The organism is Catellatospora sp. NPDC049609, from assembly GCF_040675365.1.
Taxonomy (GTDB): domain Bacteria; phylum Actinomycetota; class Actinomycetes; order Mycobacteriales; family Micromonosporaceae; genus Catellatospora.
Genome location: NZ_JBFAOU010000045.1, coordinates 1 through 16,345, shown reverse-complemented (window position 1 = coordinate 16,345; position 16,345 = coordinate 1). Strand labels below are relative to the sequence as shown.

The following is a 16,345-nucleotide window of genomic DNA, read 5'->3' as shown; positions in this document are numbered from 1 at the left end:
CGCTTATCGTCATGGTGACGAAAAAGGGACCCGGGGAAACCTCCGAAGGAGAACGATCACCATGGCCGACGTGTCCAAGCGCTTCTTCCTGCGCCACCTGCGCAGCACCCCGACCAACTGGGTGCGGCACAGCGTCCGCGGCCACGCCAAGCGGGAGGGCGTGGGCCTGGCCTTCTGGTACCGGCCGCTGACCGCGGTGCTGAGCGAAGTGCCGGTCGACGACCGCGAGCTGCCGCTGCTCTTCCACGCCCGCACCAGCGACTTCACCGACGTCACCGTGCAGGCCACGGTGACCTACCGGGTGGCGGAGCCGGCAGTCGCCGTCACCCGGCTGGACTTCTCGATCGACCCGTACCAGGGCAAGGCCCGCGGCCGGCCGCTGGACCAGATCGCCACGCTGCTGGCCGAGCTGGCCCAGCAGCCCGCGCTCGACCTGCTCAGCCGCCTGCCGCTGGCCGAGGCGCTGACCGAGGTCGCCGCGGTGCGCGAGGCGGTCTCGGCGGCGCTGGGCGAGGAGCCGCGGCTGGCCGCGCTCGGCGTGCAGGTGGTCAGCGCGCGCGTGGTGGCGATCCGGCCCGAGCCCGAGCTGGAGCGGGCGCTGCAGACGCCGACCCGCGAGGCGGTCCAGGTCGAGGCCGACCGGGCCACCTTCGCCCGCCGGGCGCAGGCCGTGGAGCAGGAGCGCGGCATCGCCGAGAACGAGCTCAAGAACAAGATCGAGCTGGCCCGCCGCGAGCAGCAGCTCGTCGAGCAGCACGGCGCCAACGCCCGCCGCAAGGCGGAGCTGGACGCCGCCGCGCAGCTCGCCGACGCGCAGGGCCGTGCCGAGCGCGACCGGCTGCTCACCGCCGCCGAGGCGGAGAAGGAGCGCGCTCTGGCCGAGGCCAAGGCGGCCGGCGTCCGGGCGCTCGGTGTCGCGCAGGGCGAGGCCGAGGCCGCCAAGCTCGCGGCGTACCGGGACCTGCCGGCCGAGGTGCTGCAGGGCCTGGCGCTGCGCGAGCTGGCCGGCCAGCTGCCCGAGATCGGCCAGCTCACGGTCACCCCGGACGTGATCACCGGCCTGCTGTCGCGCTTCGGCGCGGGCAACGCGGACCGCTGATGCGCCGGCCGGTCACCGTGCCCGAGGGGGAGGAGCACTGATGGCGACGCTGGCTCCGCGGGTGGTCGTGGTGTCCCGGCGCAGCGAGCTCGACGAGCTGCTGGGCCGCCACGGCACCCGCGCCGCCGCGGCGTACTTCCTCCGGGAGCGGGGGAGGGACATCGCCGAGGTGGCGGAGCGGCACGCCGCGCAGGAGGCGGCGCTGGCCGCGGTCGGCGCCGCCGTGCCGGCGGACTGGCGGCGGGGGCAGGTGCACCGCGACGACCTGTCGCGGTTCCTGTTCGCGCCGGAGGACATCGTGGTGACCGTCGGGCAGGACGGCCTGGTCGCCAACGTGGCCAAGTACCTCGCCGGGCAGCCGGTGATCGGCGTGAACCCCGAGCCGGGCCGCAACCCCGGCGTGCTGGCCCGGTTCGACCCGAGGGAGCTGGCGGCACTGCTGCCCGCGGTGCTCGCGGGACGGGCCGGCACGCAGCAGCGGGCGATGGCGGTGGCGACCCTCGACGACGGCCAGCAGCTGGCCGGGCTCAACGAGATCTACGTCGGGCACCAGACGCACCAGTCCGCGCGGTACGTCATCACCACGCCGAAGGGAAAGCAGGAGCGGCAGTCCTCGTCCGGGGTGCTGGTCGGCACCGGCACCGGGGCCACCGGCTGGTGCGCCTCGATCGCGCTGAGCCGCAACCTGACGAACACCCTGCCCGGCCCGGAGGCCGACGAGCTGTGCTGGTTCGTACGCGAGGCGTGGCCCTCGCCCGCGACCGGCGCGAAGCTGACCGCGGGCCGGGTGGGCCGGGGGCAGCGGCTCACGCTGACCAGCGAGAGCGAGCGGCTGGTCGTCTTCGCCGACGGGGTGGAGAGCGACCACCTGGTGCTCGCCTGGGGCCAGCGGGTCGCCATCACGGCGGGCGACCGCCGGCTGAACCTCGTGACGGGTGAACCTGCTCACTGAAGTTGCACGACCGGTCGGTCGTCTTAATAGGCTGTGGCCATGACCGGGACTGACGGGCGGCTGGCGCGCGGCGAGCGGACGCGCGCCGCCGTGCTGGACGCCGCCGTGGCGCTGGCCAGCGAGGCCGGCCTGGACGGGCTGTCGCTGGGGCAGCTCGCCGAGCGCCTGCACGTGAGCAAGTCCGGGCTCTTCGCGCACTGGTCGTCCAAGGAGGAGCTGCAGCTCGCCGCCATCGACCACGCCCGCGAGCAGTGGGCTCGGCTGGTGGTCGGCCCGGCCCTGGAGCACCCCCGCGGCGTACGCCGCCTCTTCGCGCTGCACGCCTCGCGCCTGGCCTTCTACAGCGACCGGGTGCTGCCCGGCGGCTGCTTCTTCGCCATCGCCGAGTTCGAGTCCACCGGCCGCACCGGCGCGGTCCCCGACCGGCTGGCCGCCGTGCTCGGCGAGTGGATCTCGCTGCTGGAGCGGCTGGTCACCGAGGCCGTCGAGCTGGGCGAGCTGCCCGCCGACGTGGTGCCGCGGCGGCTGGCGTTCGAAGTCGACGCCGCGGGCGTCGCCGCGCTGCTGCACTCGCGCCTGCTCGCGCGCACCGCCGACGACGCGCGCCAAGCCGTGCTGGCCCGGCTGCGCGGGCTGGCCACCGACCCCGACCTGCTGCCGCACGAGTGAAAGGCCCCACATGAGCACCGCGACCCTGGACAGCACCACCGGCACGATCCGGCGAGCCGTCGTCCACATCGACGACCTCGACATCGTCGGCATCATGCACAACGCCCGGTACGCGCTGATCCTGGAGCGGGCCATGTCGGAGTTCTGGGCCGAGCACGGGTACGGCTTCCGCGACGGCGTGCCGAGCAGCCCCGACATGATCGCCGCGGTGCGCGAGTTCGCCATCACGTACCACGCGCCGGTGCGCGGGACCGGCCCGATCCAGGTCCAGTTCTGGCTGGACAGCATGGGCGCCAGCAGCGCCGTCTACGGGTTCCGGTTCCTGTCCGAGGACGGCGCGACGGTCTTCGCCGACGGCCGCCGCGTCATGATCAAGATGGACCGCACCGGCCGCCCGACCCGGTGGACCGACGAGGCCCGCGCCGTCGCCGCGCAGCTCCTGCGCTGACCGCGCGCACCCCTCCCGACGTCCACCGCCGGGCGGGCGGGCGCCACTGGCCTGCGGGAAGCGCCGCCGGCTGGCATCATCAGCGGGTGCGTCTGCCCAAGGTCGTCCCCGCCGTGCTCCTCGCCGCCGCCGCGCTGCTCGCCGGCTGCGGCCCGGAGGCGGACGGCCCCTCGTTCGTGGCCGCTCCGGCGACGAGCGCCACCGCGTCGTCCACCGGCGGCGCTCCGTCACCCCCGCCGCGCCCCTCGCCGAGCGCGGCCGTGTCGCCCGCCGCCGGGCCGAAGGTGCCCGGCCGGACCAAGGCCGGCCTGCTGCCGCCGGTCGTCGACCACGGGCCGCGCAGGGGCGACCTGGTCGCGCTCACCTTCGACGCCGACATGACCGACAACATGCTGGCGCAGCTGCGCAACGGCAACGTCAGGTCGTACGCCAACCTGGCCGTCATCGAGACGCTGGAGCGCGGCAAGGTCCCGGCGACGTTCTTCCTCACCGGCAAGTGGGTGCAGCGCTACCCCGAGATCACCCGGCGGCTCGCCCGCAACGAGCGGTTCGAGCTGGCCAACCACACCTTCGGCCACCAGGCCTTCACCGCCGACTGCTACAGCCTGCCGCGCATCCCTCCGGCCGGCATGACCGAGGACGTCGCGAAGACCTTCAAAATCATCGAGGGGTACGGCGGACGCCAGACCCGCTACTTCCGGTTCCCCGGGCTGTGCCACGACCGGGCGGCGCTGCGCGCGCTGTCGCCGCTCGGCCTGACCGTGGTCGACGGGGACGTGGTCAGCGGGGACCCGTTCGCCACCGACTGGCGGCCCATCGTCAAGGCCGTGCTCGGCCAGGTGAAGCCCGGGTCGGTGATCATCCTGCACGTCACCGAGGCCAACGCCCGGTTCACCGACGAGGCGCTGCCGCACATCCTGAAGGGACTCGCCGAGCGCGGCCTGCGCCCGGCCACTCTCTCCGAGGTGCTCGGCGCCTGATCCGGCGCGCCCCCACAGCATGATCGAACGGCGATAGCCTCGCCCGATGCGGGGGATCGTCGTGATCAGAGTGCTCTGCGGTGCCGTCGTGGGCGTGGCGCCGATGGCGGTGATGCTGCTACTGCCCAGCGGGCACCAGGGCGGCAGATGCGTGGAGGACTGGTATCTCTACGCCGGGATCTTCGGTGCGCTGCCGTGGTTCCTGGTGTTCTCGGCCGCGCTGACGACGCTGCGGACCGGTGCGACCCGGTCGTTCGCGGTGGGCGCGCTGCTCGGCTCGGTCGCCCTGGCGGTGGCGTTCTTCGTCGGCGCGTCCGCGGGGCTGAACCCACCCGGCGTGACCGGCACGTGGCACTGCGCACTCTGACGACGCTGCCCGACAGGGTCATCCGATGACCGAATGACCTGAAAATCCCCGATCGGACGAGGTGCGGGCGCCGTGGTGCGGCCTTACAGTCGCCAAGATTGCATTACACATGGGGGAAAAATGAATATGCGAAGGCGGTCGGCTGCGCGTCGACTGTCCATTCTGTCCCTATCCACCCTCCTCGTCGGCGGCCTCGCCGCCACGCCCGCATCGAGTGCCGCACCGTCCGGCGGCGATGCGCAGGCAACCGGCGCCGTCCAGGTCACCCGCGACGACAGCGGACGCGTCCGCACCGTCCGGCCCTCGGCCGGCCGCTCCGTCAAGGCCCCTGCCGTCGCCGGGCGCGCCCCGGCCACACCGGAGGCCGCCGCGCGTGGGCACCTGCGGCAGTACGGCAACCTGTTCGGGGTACGCGACAGCGACCGCGACCTGGCCGTGACGGGCACCGAGGCGCTCGGCGGCGCGAACACCGTGCGGTTCCAGCAGCGGATCGGCGGACTGCCCGTCATCGGCGGCGAGCTCGTCGCCACCGTCGACCGCAACGGCGACCTGCAGGCGCTCAACGGCGAGACGAGCACCGGGTCCGTCGACGCCACACCGAAGGTCACCGCCGCGAAGGCCTCGGCCACCGCGCTCGCCGCCACCGCCGCCCTGACGAAGGCCCCCGCCAAGTCGCTGCGGGCCGGCAAGCCGGAGCTGGCGGCGTACGACCCGGCGCTGCTGGGCGCGTCCGACATCCGCGGCGTGCGCGCCGTGTGGCGGATCTCGGTGCACGGCACGGCCGATGACAGCATCAACCAGCTCGTGCTGGTCAACGCCGACGACGGCCGGGTCGCGCTGACCTTCTCGGAGACCGAGTACTTCGACGGCGGCGCCCGGAAGGTCTGCGACTACCAGAACGACCCGGCCGTGCCGTGGGCGCAGGTCGCCTGCCCCGGCGCCTACCCCGTGGCCCGCGGCGAGGGGGACGCGCCGACCGGTGTCGCCAACGTCGACAACGTCTACGACATGCTGGGCGGCTACCGGGACTTCCTGACGAGCCTGGGCCGCAACAGCATCGACGGCGCGGGCATGGAGCTCAAGGCCAGCGTGCGTGTCTGCAGCACGTCCTCGGTCGGCTGCCCCACGGGCAGCTACCACTGGTCCGGCACGGAGATGATCGTCGGCGGCCAGTGCACCGTGGGCGATGACGTGATGAGCCACGAGTTCACCCACGGGCTGATCGAGCGCGGCTCCAGGCTGCTGTACACCCACCAGTCGGGCTCGATCGCCGAATCCCTCTCCGACGTGCTCGGCGAGGCGTTCGACCAGCTGTACAGCGGTCCGGCCGGAGGCGGCGACACGGCCGCCGAGCGGTGGCTGCTCGCCGAGGATCCGGGCAGCTGCGGCAGGGGCGAGAACATGGCGGATCCGACGGCCAATCACCGGCCCGACTCGACCGACAGCCCGCTCTGGAAGTACTACCTGGGCGGCGGATTCAGCGTCGCGGACTACAACGCCGGGGTGGGGAACAAGGCCGCCTATCTGATGACCGACGGCGGCACCTTCGGCGGGTTCACCATCAAGCCGATCGGCGACATCCGCAAGGTCGCGGCGATCTGGCTCGGCGCGGAGCGGCTGCTCACGTCCGGAGCCGACTACGTCGATCTGGCGTACGCGCTGCACCAGTCGTGCGCCACGCTGAGCAAGGACGCGGCCCTCGGCATCACCGCCGACAACTGCCTGTCGGTGCTGTACGCCACGGGCGCGGTCAAGATGTCCACGCCGCCGGCCAAGGAGGGACAGATCCCGCAGGCGCCGCGCTGCGCCGCCCCGGCGGCGGCCAACACCCTGGTGCACGAGGACTTCTCCGGGAACGCCGGGACGCTCCCACCGGGCTGGGAAGGTTCCGGCGAGGCTCGCCTCGACGACAGCGCCCAGCCGAGCACCTCCGCGGGCAAAGCGCTCTACATCCCGGAGATCTTCGGAGCACCGTGGGCCGCGACCAAGACCGCCGACACCACCTTCGTCACCCAGCTTCCGGCCAGCGGTCCCATCTACGCGTCGTTCGACCACCGGTACGCGTTGCCCCACACCTGGTACAGCAAGTCCGGATTCGAGGGCTGGGTCTACTGGACGGGTGGCCGGTTCGAAATCGACGTCATCGGGGACGAGGCCGGCTTCTTCGCCCCGGCCGGCGCCTGGGACGTCGGCCCGGACAAGCACTCCGCCGGGCTGCCGGGCAGCCCCGCCTTCGGCGGGGACAGCTGGGGATGGACCTCCAGCCGGGTCGACCTCACCGCCTACGCGGGCCTCAACATCAAGCTCCGCTTCAAGTTGGGGTCCTATGAGGAGTATTTCGAGGGTCACGGCTGGTGGATCGACAACGTGCGGCTGTACACCTGCTCGGGCAAGCGTCCGCTGACCAACGACATCAACGGTGACGGCTACGGCGACGTGGCGATCGGCGAGCCGGGCCGCACGGTGACCGGCCACGCCGGCGCGGGCGACGTCCGGGTCGTGCTGGGCGGCTCGGCGGGCCTGAACCCGCAGGGCGACGAGCTCTACAGCCAGGACAACTCGCTGGTGGCAGGCGCGTCGACCGCCAACGGCGGCTTCGGCACGGCCGTGGCCACCGCCGACTACAACGCCGATGGGTTCGCCGACGTGGCCGTGGGCGCGCCCGGCAGCCCCGACGGGCGGGGCTCGCTCACGACGCTGCGCGGGCACGCGTGGGGCCTGACGGCTCAGCAGTCCGCCGCCGTGTCGGCTCCGGCCGTCATCCCCGCCACGGGCAACGACGCCTTCGGCGCGGCCGTGGCCGCGGGCGACTTCAACGGTGACGGCTTCGCCGACGCCGCGGTGGGCGCGCCCGGTTACGCCTACGGCAAGGGCGGCGTGAAGGTCCTCTACGGGTCGGTGAACGGCCTGGTCAACACTGGGACGACGGTCAACTGGCTCACCCAGGACACCGGCGCGGTGCCCGACACCGGCGAGTATGACGACCGGTTCGGCGCCACGCTGGCGGCCGGCGACTTCAACGGCGACGGCCGCACCGATCTCGCGGTCGGCGCACCCGGCGAGGACGTCGGCACGATCGCCGACACCGGCGCGGTGACCATCCTGCTCGGCTCGGCCACCGGCCTCACGGCCACCGGGTCCCAGTGGTTCCACCAGGACGTCACCGACGTGCCGGACAACGCCGAGGCCGGCGACGCCTTCGGCCTCGCGCTGAGCGCAGGCGACGTCACCCAAGACGGCAAGGCAGATCTCGTCGTCGGCGCGCCCAGCGAGGACGTCGGGGCGACCGCGAACGCGGGAGCCGTGTTCGTGCTGCGTGGCGCTTCCGGTGGCCTGACCGCGGCCGGCAGCCAGGTGCTCGACCAGGACAGCCCGGTCGTGCCGGACAGCGCCGAGGCGGGCGACCGCTTCGGCGCCTCGGTGGCGGTCGGCGACCTGAACGGTGACGGGTTCGCCGACGTGGCGGTCGGTGCGCCGAACGAGGCTGTGGACACGGTGGCCAACGCCGGTGCGGTGACCACCCTGCCCGGCTCGGCCTCGGGTCTGGTCACCGCCGGTTCCCTCTGGAGCCAGGGGTCCGGCGGCGTGGACGACGCGGCCGAGCAGGGCGACCAGTTCGGTGTCACGCTGATCCTGACCAAGCTCGGGAAGACCGCGAAGGCCGATCTGATCGTCGGCGTTCCGTTCGAGAACGGGACGGCGTACAACGACCAGGGCGCGATCCACGTCCTGAACGGCACCGCGACCGGCAACCAGCTGTTCACTACGGACGGGCTGATCGGCGGCGGCACGGCGGCGGCGCGCTTCGGCGGCGCCCTCGCCTGATCGACCGGGGGAGCGGGGTGGCCGGACGGCGCCCCGCTTCCACACGCAGCACAGAGAAAGCCTGGCGGGACTGTCGTCCTGTCAGGCTTTTCTCGTGGGGCGGGGTCACGGGATGGACCCTGTGCCGGCCCGCACCAGTCGACTCACGAGGGGGCGGCCGCTCAGTCGAGGCAGAACTCGTTGCCTTCGACGTCCTGCATCACCAGGCACGATTCGTTGTCGTCATCGGCGGGCAGCAGGCGTACGCGTGTCGCGCCGAGCGCGACCAGCCGGGCGCATTCGGCCTCGAGCACGGCCAGGCGCTCCTCGCCCACGAGCCCGGGGCCGACCCGGACGTCGAGGTGCAGGCGGTTCTTGACGACCTTGCCTTCGGGGACGCGCTGGAAGAACAGCCGCGGGCCGACACCTGAGGGGTCGACGCAGGCGAACCAGGCGTCCTGCTGCTCGGGCGGCAGCGAGCGGTGGTACTCGTCCCAGGTGCCGAACCCGTCCGGCGGCGGCGGTGCGACGTATCCCAGCACCTCGCACCAGAACCGGGCGACGCGCTCGGGCCGTGCGCAGTCGAAGGTGACCTGAAACTGCTTGATCGACGACATCGGTCCACCATAGAGCCGTCCGTCGGCCGCACGGTCCGCGCCCGCCGACCGGGTCGAGCGAGGGCAGCCGGGAAGCAACGCTTCCGGGCCCTGTAACGCAGCCTGCGGCAATCGCTCTGAACGCGATCGGCGTCGCCGCCAAGCCTGGCAGCCGATGGGAGACTAGTTTGAGCAGAGGGGACGCAGTTCCTCGCGTCGGCCGCTGGCCGGATGCCGCTGCCGTCCTCCGCTGCCTGCCTCGACAGCGGGCGTAGATGGCACGGACGCCGCAGTTGGTTGGCTCATCACGCTCGGCCCGCGTCGAACCACACATCCTCGTAGTTCGGTGCCACCACGAACCCCCAGCCTGGCGGCAGGGCGAGATACGGCGCCAGCTCGGGCCATTGTTGGTAAAGATGCGAGGTGTGCCACGGCACGTAGAAGTCAGCGGCGTCGGAGTACTCGCCGGTCCAGAGGTACCACCCCGTCGTATTTCCCTCGACCGCGTGACGGACGCCGTACACGGGCCAAACGGCAGCCGACCGCGTCGAGGGGAGATCATCACCCGCGTCGCCTCGAACGAGCATGCTCCCGGATACGCCGGAGATCAGAGCGGGCGACGCGGCGACGGTCTCGACCTCGAATCGTCGACAGAGCGCGACCTGGTCGTGCGTGACGTAGCTATCCGTTCGAGGCTGGCCCACGCCGGGAATCTACCGGCTCGCCGCACCGGCTGGCAGTGTTGATCTGCTTGTGATGTGCTGCAGGGAGATCACCACCCGGAACGCTCGACAACCAGACGTGACCGTCAAGCAACGATCCGGGCCATGCTCAGGGTCGCCGCGGGTCCGCCAGCAGCACCACGCGACCCGCAGTGGGCTCGAATCCGAGTACAGGCTCCTGGCCCATTTCGGGCGTCATGCACACCGGCTTGCCCAGCCGGCGTCCGATGGCGGTGAAAAAGCCGCAGAGCAGGTCAAGGCGTTCCTGCCCCTGAAGCTCGCGCAGGTCGATGTCGAACCAGATCTCGTCGGACGCGTATGGCCGAAAGATCGCCAACACGTCCGGCGCGGGCCGGACCCGTAGGTACACGCATTCCGCGTCTGCCGGCCGGGCGAAGATCTCCGCCGCCGTCGGCAGCGGAGCGGTGGTGTCGCCGTCGCTGAACTCCCAGGCCCAGCAGCTCTTCAGGACCATGTCAAACAGGGCCTGGAGGTCGTCGACCGTGGTGTTCTGGATGTACACGTCCGGCAGGGAGCCCATCAGGTCAGGGTCAAAGAAGTCCTTGACGTCATCCCACAGCAGATCCGGCATCGAACCATACTGCCCGGCCGGTCAGGCGTCCGCAGCCGATATCCGCGACGTGGATCTATCAGCACGCGACGAGCCAGGCTGACTGTGCGATCGCTGACGCGCTGGGTGCCGCGATAGGAAGCCCGTCAGCGACAGGACTCGGGGTGAAGGAAAGCCCTGGCTCGGAAACGCTTCCGACCTGAGCTTTTCGTGTGAACCGGGTGACGGAATTCGTCTCCGCACTGTCAGTTTGGAAAAGCCTGATCCGGTGGTGTTCGGCATAGCCGAAAACCTGGACTAGCCGAGGTCAGGCCGTTTACCTGGTGCCTGGCGTGACCTGGCGTTCCCCGATGTTTCCCTCGGCAACGGGCACGACCGGGAACTCCGAACCGGGTGAGGGTAGTGCGTGCCTGGTCTAGCCGTACCTTCGGCGGAGCAACGGGTTCGTATTCAGGTTGCATGATGACCGGTATGACGGAACTCTCCAGCATCGCGTTCTACCGGCCGCCAGCGGTCTGGCGGGATCGTCTTCGTGCGTATCGGCTCGTCGTGGACGGGTACGCAGTAGGCGAGGTGCGACCCGGTCAAGTGCTCCGTGTGCAGGTGAGTCCAGGCCGACACGAGGTACAGGCTCGGATCGACTGGACCGGGTGCAAGAGGTGGGTCGTCCATGTGATTGATGGCTGCGAGGCCCGGTTCAGAATCGAACCTGCGGGCAACTCACTGATGATGTGGCAGGTGCTCGGGACGGAGAGCTACCTGCGGATGAGCTTTGAGGGGATGTTCCCAGCTCCGTCTGACGCGGCGAGTGGTGATCTCCTTGGGGCGGCAGTCTCGGACCGAGCCGACGGTTCGAGGTTCACCGGTACGCCCTTGTGATGTCGCCGCGAGGAGATCATCACCGAAACCACCCCCATCGACGACCTGGCACCTTCCCGCTGAACTGAAGCGGTGGCCGGGGTTCGGGGCGGAGCCCCGAGTCAGTCTTCGTCGTCGGCGGCGGTGTAGACCTCACCCTCGTCCCCCACCAGCCTCGCCCCGGAAGGCTGACCGTGGATCGGGCCGAGGACGGGCACGACCGGGGCGACGGGCACGACGGCCGGATAGAGATCGCGAGAAATAGAGAAGCCTGGTGGGAACTGTCGTCCTACCAGGCTTTTCTTTGTGGAGCGGGTGACGGGAATCGAACCCGCACTGTCAGCTTGGGAATCGGCCAGATCAACATCTCTGATCTCGGCTCGCCCTGGTGGAACGCGGTCCCGAGTGGCCTGGATGACCCCTCTTTCACCCCGGCCTATGGCCCGTGGATGGCCCGCCGATGATCCACACTCTGTGCGCATACGCGCGCACGCGGGGCGAGTGGTGATCTCCTTGCGGCGGCAGTCTCTGACCGAGCCGGGTGGTTCTCGGTCCGGGCAAGGGCTCGCCGGAGCGCAGCGGAGGCGACCGCGAAGCGGCTCGGCCCTTGCCCGGACCGAGGTTCCCCGGTACGCCCTTGTGGTGCCGACGCAAGGAGATCACCACCCCAACCACCCACACAGCCTGGTCTTTTCTCGCAGCATCTCTGCAGCGGTGGACGGGGCCCGGGGCAGAGCCCCGGTGGCGCATCGGCAAGAGCAGCCTCTGCACCGGCGTGCGCTGTTCTGCTGGCCGCCGCCGTTGCGAGTTACGCCCTCTGCTGTCGTACGCCAGCGTGTTTGATGTCATGTTGATCCTGACCCGCGGTGATCGGTGCTGCTGGCGCTTCACAGGGGGACCGGCTACGCGACGGGCTGTTTCCACGTCCCCAGCGGCAAGCTGGAACACGGCGATCACGTACTGCCGCATGGGTGAGACCTTCCCGTTCACCGGCTCACCGCTGGGATTAGGCGTTCTGTCGGCCGGTGCCGATGGTGGTCGTCACATCGACTTTGGAAAGTGACCACAGCGCCGGTGGCGCGCCGCGTGCCCGCGACCGGCCGCCAGGCCGCAGCGCGGGTGACGCGAGCGCGCGGGCCGCGCTTGCGCGGCCCTTGATCCCTAAAAAGGCGAATTCGGCAGTACACGAGTTGCTCCGCAGCAACTCTTCGTCCCGAACTGCTGGCGATGCGGCTCTCTGTGGTCGCGTGAGATGTCAGGCGGTCATTTTCGGCGCCGACGTGGCCTGGCTCAGCTGCTGAAGTTGCTGCACTGCTGTACGAGCCGTCGGCGTAGCAGTAGCGGGTCTCGCGGTGACCGCCTCTTTCGGCCGCTGGCCTCATGAATCCAGTTGGCGACCAGCTGTCGAACGCAGTCGTTGTTGGGTGTCGTTGGGTGTCGTTGGTCGACGTCAAGGGCGTGGTGACGGCCTCGGGCGACTTTGGGACGGCCTGTTCGTCCGTCAACCCATGCGGTCCTGCCTCGTTGGCGCACTCCGCCAGGGGCGGCGTGGGCGGCTGCGCTGTCGGCGCGCGGGGGAGCCGCTGAGGGGCCGAAGAGAGGTTGTCATCGCTATGACCCACCACTGTCCCCAATTCCCAGTGAACCCGGCAATTCAGCTTAAAGCGGGTTGCAGCCTTCGAGTATCGGGTGGTGTGTCATGGAACCGTCGATGGGATCCTGTCGTATTGGCTGCTGCCAGGCCTTCTGCTGCGGGCAAGTGCTGTGAGCGATGAGATCGCGCCAATTGCCTCAAATCGGGAGGGCGAAATTGCGCCTGAAGGGTGGAAGGTTGTCTCACCGAAGATTGTGGTTGCTGGGAGCAGCGGTGGTGTCGTTGTTGGCTGCCGGGTTTGTGGCGCCGGGTCAGGCGTCGGCCAAGCCCACGGGTGATGATGCGTCGGTGCGGGACGTTCCTTGCTTCAGTTTGACTTGTCCGCGGCCGGTGGTGACGGTGAACGGGTCGGTGAGGGTCAAGGCCGATGACGGGGTCGGCGCGCTGGGTCTGGGCAGGATTCCGTTCAGGGTTCTCCACGACGTCTACGGTGGCGCTGTGGGGGTTCCGGTGACCGACGGCTCGGGTGACCCGGTGGTGGGTTCTGTCAACGAGGATGGAACGTTCGCGGCGACGTTCGAGTATCCGTGGTTGTTTGTCGATGAGACTGGGTGGCATCCCGGATGCCAGGATTTTCAGGGGCTTCCTTCGTTCCCGGGCGTTGAAAGGAATGCTTGCACGCACAATTCGGTCTACCTGCTGTTCGATCTTGTCAGTGCGGACGGGTCGGTCAGGGTGGTCGACGCGCTGAACAAGGTCGCCAGTGTGAGGATGAACGTCGGTCGCTGGTTCCAGTACCCGGACGAGCTGAACCCGGTGACCGATTCGGCTGCTGCGCGGGCGTACCGGGCCGCGTTGGATGTGAAGGAGGTCATGCCCGGTGACGAGGAGCCGGTGACCCTGCGCATGAACGGCGTGGGTACCTATTTCGACCCGGCGACGGGGTTGGTGCACCTGCACAACGAGCAGTCCTCTGTGCGCTCGGTGATAACCGAGAGCGCCATCGCCCAGGCGTTCCTCAGCCATGCCTATGCGGACGGGTCCTATCCTGGGCAGGGATGCCCTCAAGTTGCCTGGCTGTACTTCCCCTCTTTTGATATGTCGGATGCGTGCGCTTTCGCGTACGGAACGGCCGCGTTCGTCGGCGTGCAGGCAAACCTGCGCAATAGGGGAGCCGACCAGTCACCCACGTTCCATCGAGGTTCTTCTTCCGGCTACTCGGTCGAGACGTGCCTGACCGTTGACGATCCGCGCTTCGGCTGCGCTGAGGGCCCCGGCGACCCGCTGCGTATCACCGCTGCTTTGTGGGATCTGGCAGACAGCGCCAACGAAACCGCTGACAATGAAGGCGCCTCGCAGGGCTTCGCCGACTTCACCGGCTACGGCTTCGAGGCGGTCACTGCTCACCTGGTGGCCGATGTGCCGGTCGACGCTGACGAGCTGTGGCAAGGGTGGAGAGCCGGCCATCCGGCGCAGGACCGGCTGATCTTCTTCATGAACACCCTCGAATACACCGACCTGCAAGACGAGGATCTGGCCACCAACGTCGTGGGGACCTGGGTAGACGCCGAGTGTGACACCTGCCGGGACCTCAGCGGCTCGCCGGGAGGGTCCGCGCCCTTCTACCGCGAGAACAGGCCTGGCGACTACCGGTTCACCGACCCGGCCGGCGGCTCGGCGGAGATCTCGTGGGACCTCGGCCGTCACCTGACCGAAGCAGGCGACTACGAGGTGTGGGTACGGCTGCCGGCAGGCCAGGGCGGTGACGAGACCAACGCCGTCTACACCGTCGACATCGCCGGCGGCACACGCCAGGTCACGTTCAACCAGGCCAGCACGACCGACGGCTGGGTCAGACTCCCTGCAACGTTCGACATCGATCCCGCCGGCGACAACCTCGTCCGCCTGCGCAACACCACCGGATCCACCAGCATCCTCAAAGCCGACGCCATCATCCTGGCCCCGAACGAGGGATCGGCGGGCGGGCAGCAACCTCCCCGTGCACAGCTCACCGGACGGATAGAGGTCCCACGTGATGGGGAAACCTCGGTCATGCGTGCCATGCCGGGTGCGAAGTGGGAGCTGTGGTATAGAGGAAAGGCTGGCAACGACAGCGATCCGGTCCAGTGGCGTCCGGTGCGGACGGACGGTTCCAGTGGTAGTCCCCTCAAGGGCTATCTGGACGAAGAGGGCCGATTCGACATCAGTAGCGCGGCGGGAGATCCGCGAGGTTTCATCTACCCACAGCGGTACCAGCTGCCGGACGGCAACACGTGGCACGGCTGCGAACCGACGTCGATCAGCTTCTTGCAGTCGCACGCCTGTGCCGACGGTGACATCGCGCTGCGCCTGTACCCGACCAACGAGGACGGCTCCGTCAAGGTCTTCGAGCCGGGCCAGCCCGAGATCGTTCCCACGTTGTCGGAGTTCCTTGACAGCGCGGTGTTCACCGATCGGAACGGTGAGGCGGGGACGACTAACCTCTTCACTCCGGCGGCTCACGCCTACGTCGGTGTCTACAACGTCCGCGAGTTGTACGGCGCGGACTTCGGCAGCACACAGATCAATCTGAACACTAACGATGTAAATCACTACAACCTCGACGGAACCATCGAACTCGATGTCAAGAACGCCGCTCTGAGTACGCCAGAACACGAGACAGCCCACAGGCTCTGGCACTTCCTCGGCAATTTGGCCCGAGGGTCGAGCTGCGGTGGTGCCCACAGCGCCACTCGTCCGAGCAACGATACGTGCGCTTGGGAAGAGGGATTCGCCAGCTTCATTGCGGTAGCTGCGGAGAATGAGCCTGGCTCAACGAGCCGCGTAAAGCTTCGGTACGATGGTAATGGCAAGTTCGACATTGAGCTGTGCCATGCGGACTTCCCGGTTGAAGCATGTCGTCACGGCTCTGATGTAGAAGGAAACGTCATGGCCACGCTGTGGGACCTGCTAGATGGCAAGACGGGGCCGCAGTTCGAGGGCACCAACGGTCTCTACGACTACCTCGATTATTCGTTCTCCGACATCATGAACGTGGCCGCAAGTTCTCACGCGAAAACGCTCAATGAGTTTATGACTCGCTGGGTTGCGTCCGGGTCCGAGCGCATGAAGGACAAGGAGGTCATGTGGCTCAATAGGGCGCACGTTGTAGCTATGCAAGATGTCGCCAAGCCTGCCGCGAGTGGCTCATGGAGTAGCCTCGACTGTCCGACTTGCGTCTCGCAGAACTACCTACGGTCGGATGGGAAAACCCCGGGAAACTCTGTGACGTGGCAGTTGATCAGCGTCGCCAACCACAAGCAGCCAGCGTCCGGCCTCTGGGAAATCTGGGCTCGGGTCCCGTTCATCCCAAGCGGGCAAGGCACAGGGCTGGTCAGCTACGAGATTTTGACCAAGAACGGTCCAAAATCCGTGGTCATCGATCAGACCATCCACGCTGCGGACGGAGCATGGATCAATCTCAGTCCTATTGGTTTCTCCTTGGACACCAGTAACCCGATCACTGTCAGGCTGCTCAACGCGCCCGGACGGCCAACGGTCAAGCTCAGCGCCGATGCACTGATCCTCACTCCAAAGTTCTGATTACCTAGTACGGCAGTCACGTTTGACGGTTGAGCTGCTGTAACTCGCGCTGGCGGTAGTGGCTGGTCCGTGCGAGGGCTTGGTGTCGGCGTCGCCAGTAGGA

11 protein-coding genes are annotated in these 16,345 nt (G+C 68.9%); 8 read left to right on the top strand and 3 right to left on the bottom strand.

The features are described 5' to 3' along the window. Positions 1-61 precede the first annotated feature (61 nt). From AB0J67_RS15285 to AB0J67_RS15255, 7 genes are all read left to right on the top strand, one after another. A complete protein-coding gene (locus tag AB0J67_RS15285; RefSeq protein ID WP_363481995.1) occupies positions 62-1,099 on the top strand; it encodes an SPFH domain-containing protein in 1,038 nt (345 codons plus the stop codon). A 40-nt stretch (positions 1,100-1,139) separates the two neighbouring features. Beyond that, entirely contained in the window at positions 1,140-2,051 is a 912-nt protein-coding gene (locus AB0J67_RS15280) for a hypothetical protein (protein WP_363481992.1), read from the top strand. A 39-nt stretch (positions 2,052-2,090) separates the two neighbouring features. After that, positions 2,091-2,720, top strand: a complete 630-nt coding sequence (locus AB0J67_RS15275) for a TetR/AcrR family transcriptional regulator (RefSeq protein WP_363481989.1) — start codon at positions 2,091-2,093, stop codon at positions 2,718-2,720. Between the two features lie 10 nt (positions 2,721-2,730). Then, positions 2,731-3,168: a thioesterase family protein gene (locus AB0J67_RS15270; RefSeq protein WP_363481986.1), complete on the top strand. Its 438-nt coding sequence runs from the start codon at positions 2,731-2,733 to the stop codon at positions 3,166-3,168. 86 nt (positions 3,169-3,254) lie between these two features. Then, entirely contained in the window at positions 3,255-4,148 is an 894-nt protein-coding gene (locus AB0J67_RS15265; RefSeq protein ID WP_363481983.1) for a polysaccharide deacetylase family protein, read from the top strand. A gap of 46 nt (positions 4,149-4,194) precedes the next feature. Continuing rightward, positions 4,195-4,515, top strand: a complete 321-nt coding sequence (locus AB0J67_RS15260) for a hypothetical protein (RefSeq protein ID WP_363481980.1) — start codon at positions 4,195-4,197, stop codon at positions 4,513-4,515. 126 nt (positions 4,516-4,641) lie between these two features. Then, the gene (locus AB0J67_RS15255) at positions 4,642-8,340 is read left to right on the top strand and encodes a M4 family metallopeptidase (protein ID WP_363481978.1); all 3,699 of its coding nucleotides are present in this window, start codon (positions 4,642-4,644) and stop codon (positions 8,338-8,340) included. A gap of 161 nt (positions 8,341-8,501) precedes the next feature. Here the strand turns inward: AB0J67_RS15255 and AB0J67_RS15250 are convergent, their stop codons facing one another. The 3 genes from AB0J67_RS15250 to AB0J67_RS15240 form a co-directional block, all read right to left on the bottom strand. Then, positions 8,502-8,936, bottom strand: coding sequence for a VOC family protein (locus tag AB0J67_RS15250; RefSeq protein WP_363481975.1), 435 nt, complete (start codon positions 8,934-8,936; stop codon positions 8,502-8,504). A gap of 284 nt (positions 8,937-9,220) precedes the next feature. Beyond that, a complete protein-coding gene (locus AB0J67_RS15245) occupies positions 9,221-9,619 on the bottom strand; it encodes a hypothetical protein (protein WP_363481972.1) in 399 nt (132 codons plus the stop codon). 127 nt (positions 9,620-9,746) lie between these two features. After that, complete coding sequence (locus AB0J67_RS15240) at positions 9,747-10,229, bottom strand: hypothetical protein (RefSeq protein WP_363481969.1); 483 nt, start codon at positions 10,227-10,229, stop codon at positions 9,747-9,749. Positions 10,230-12,933: 2,704 nt separating this feature from the next. On the opposite strand from AB0J67_RS15240, the gene AB0J67_RS15235 reads away from it, so the two are divergent. Then, positions 12,934-16,242: a hypothetical protein gene (locus tag AB0J67_RS15235; protein WP_363481966.1), complete on the top strand. Its 3,309-nt coding sequence runs from the start codon at positions 12,934-12,936 to the stop codon at positions 16,240-16,242. Positions 16,243-16,345: the final 103 nt, after the last annotated feature.

Excerpts from the sequence above, each read along its gene's own strand:
- AB0J67_RS15285 (WP_363481995.1), top strand. The coding sequence starts at position 62 with ATGGCCGACGTGTCCAAGCGCTTCTTCCTGCGCCACCTGCGCAGCACC.
- AB0J67_RS15260 (WP_363481980.1), top strand. The coding sequence starts at position 4,195 with ATGCGGGGGATCGTCGTGATCAGAGTGCTCTGCGGTGCCGTCGTGGGC.
- AB0J67_RS15280 (WP_363481992.1), top strand. The coding sequence starts at position 1,140 with ATGGCGACGCTGGCTCCGCGGGTGGTCGTGGTGTCCCGGCGCAGCGAG.
- AB0J67_RS15240 (WP_363481969.1), bottom strand. The coding sequence starts at position 10,229 with ATGCCGGATCTGCTGTGGGATGACGTCAAGGACTTCTTTGACCCTGAC.
- AB0J67_RS15270 (WP_363481986.1), top strand. The coding sequence starts at position 2,731 with ATGAGCACCGCGACCCTGGACAGCACCACCGGCACGATCCGGCGAGCC.
- AB0J67_RS15255 (WP_363481978.1), top strand. The coding sequence starts at position 4,642 with ATGCGAAGGCGGTCGGCTGCGCGTCGACTGTCCATTCTGTCCCTATCC.
- AB0J67_RS15250 (WP_363481975.1), bottom strand. The coding sequence starts at position 8,936 with ATGTCGTCGATCAAGCAGTTTCAGGTCACCTTCGACTGCGCACGGCCC.
- AB0J67_RS15275 (WP_363481989.1), top strand. The coding sequence starts at position 2,091 with ATGACCGGGACTGACGGGCGGCTGGCGCGCGGCGAGCGGACGCGCGCC.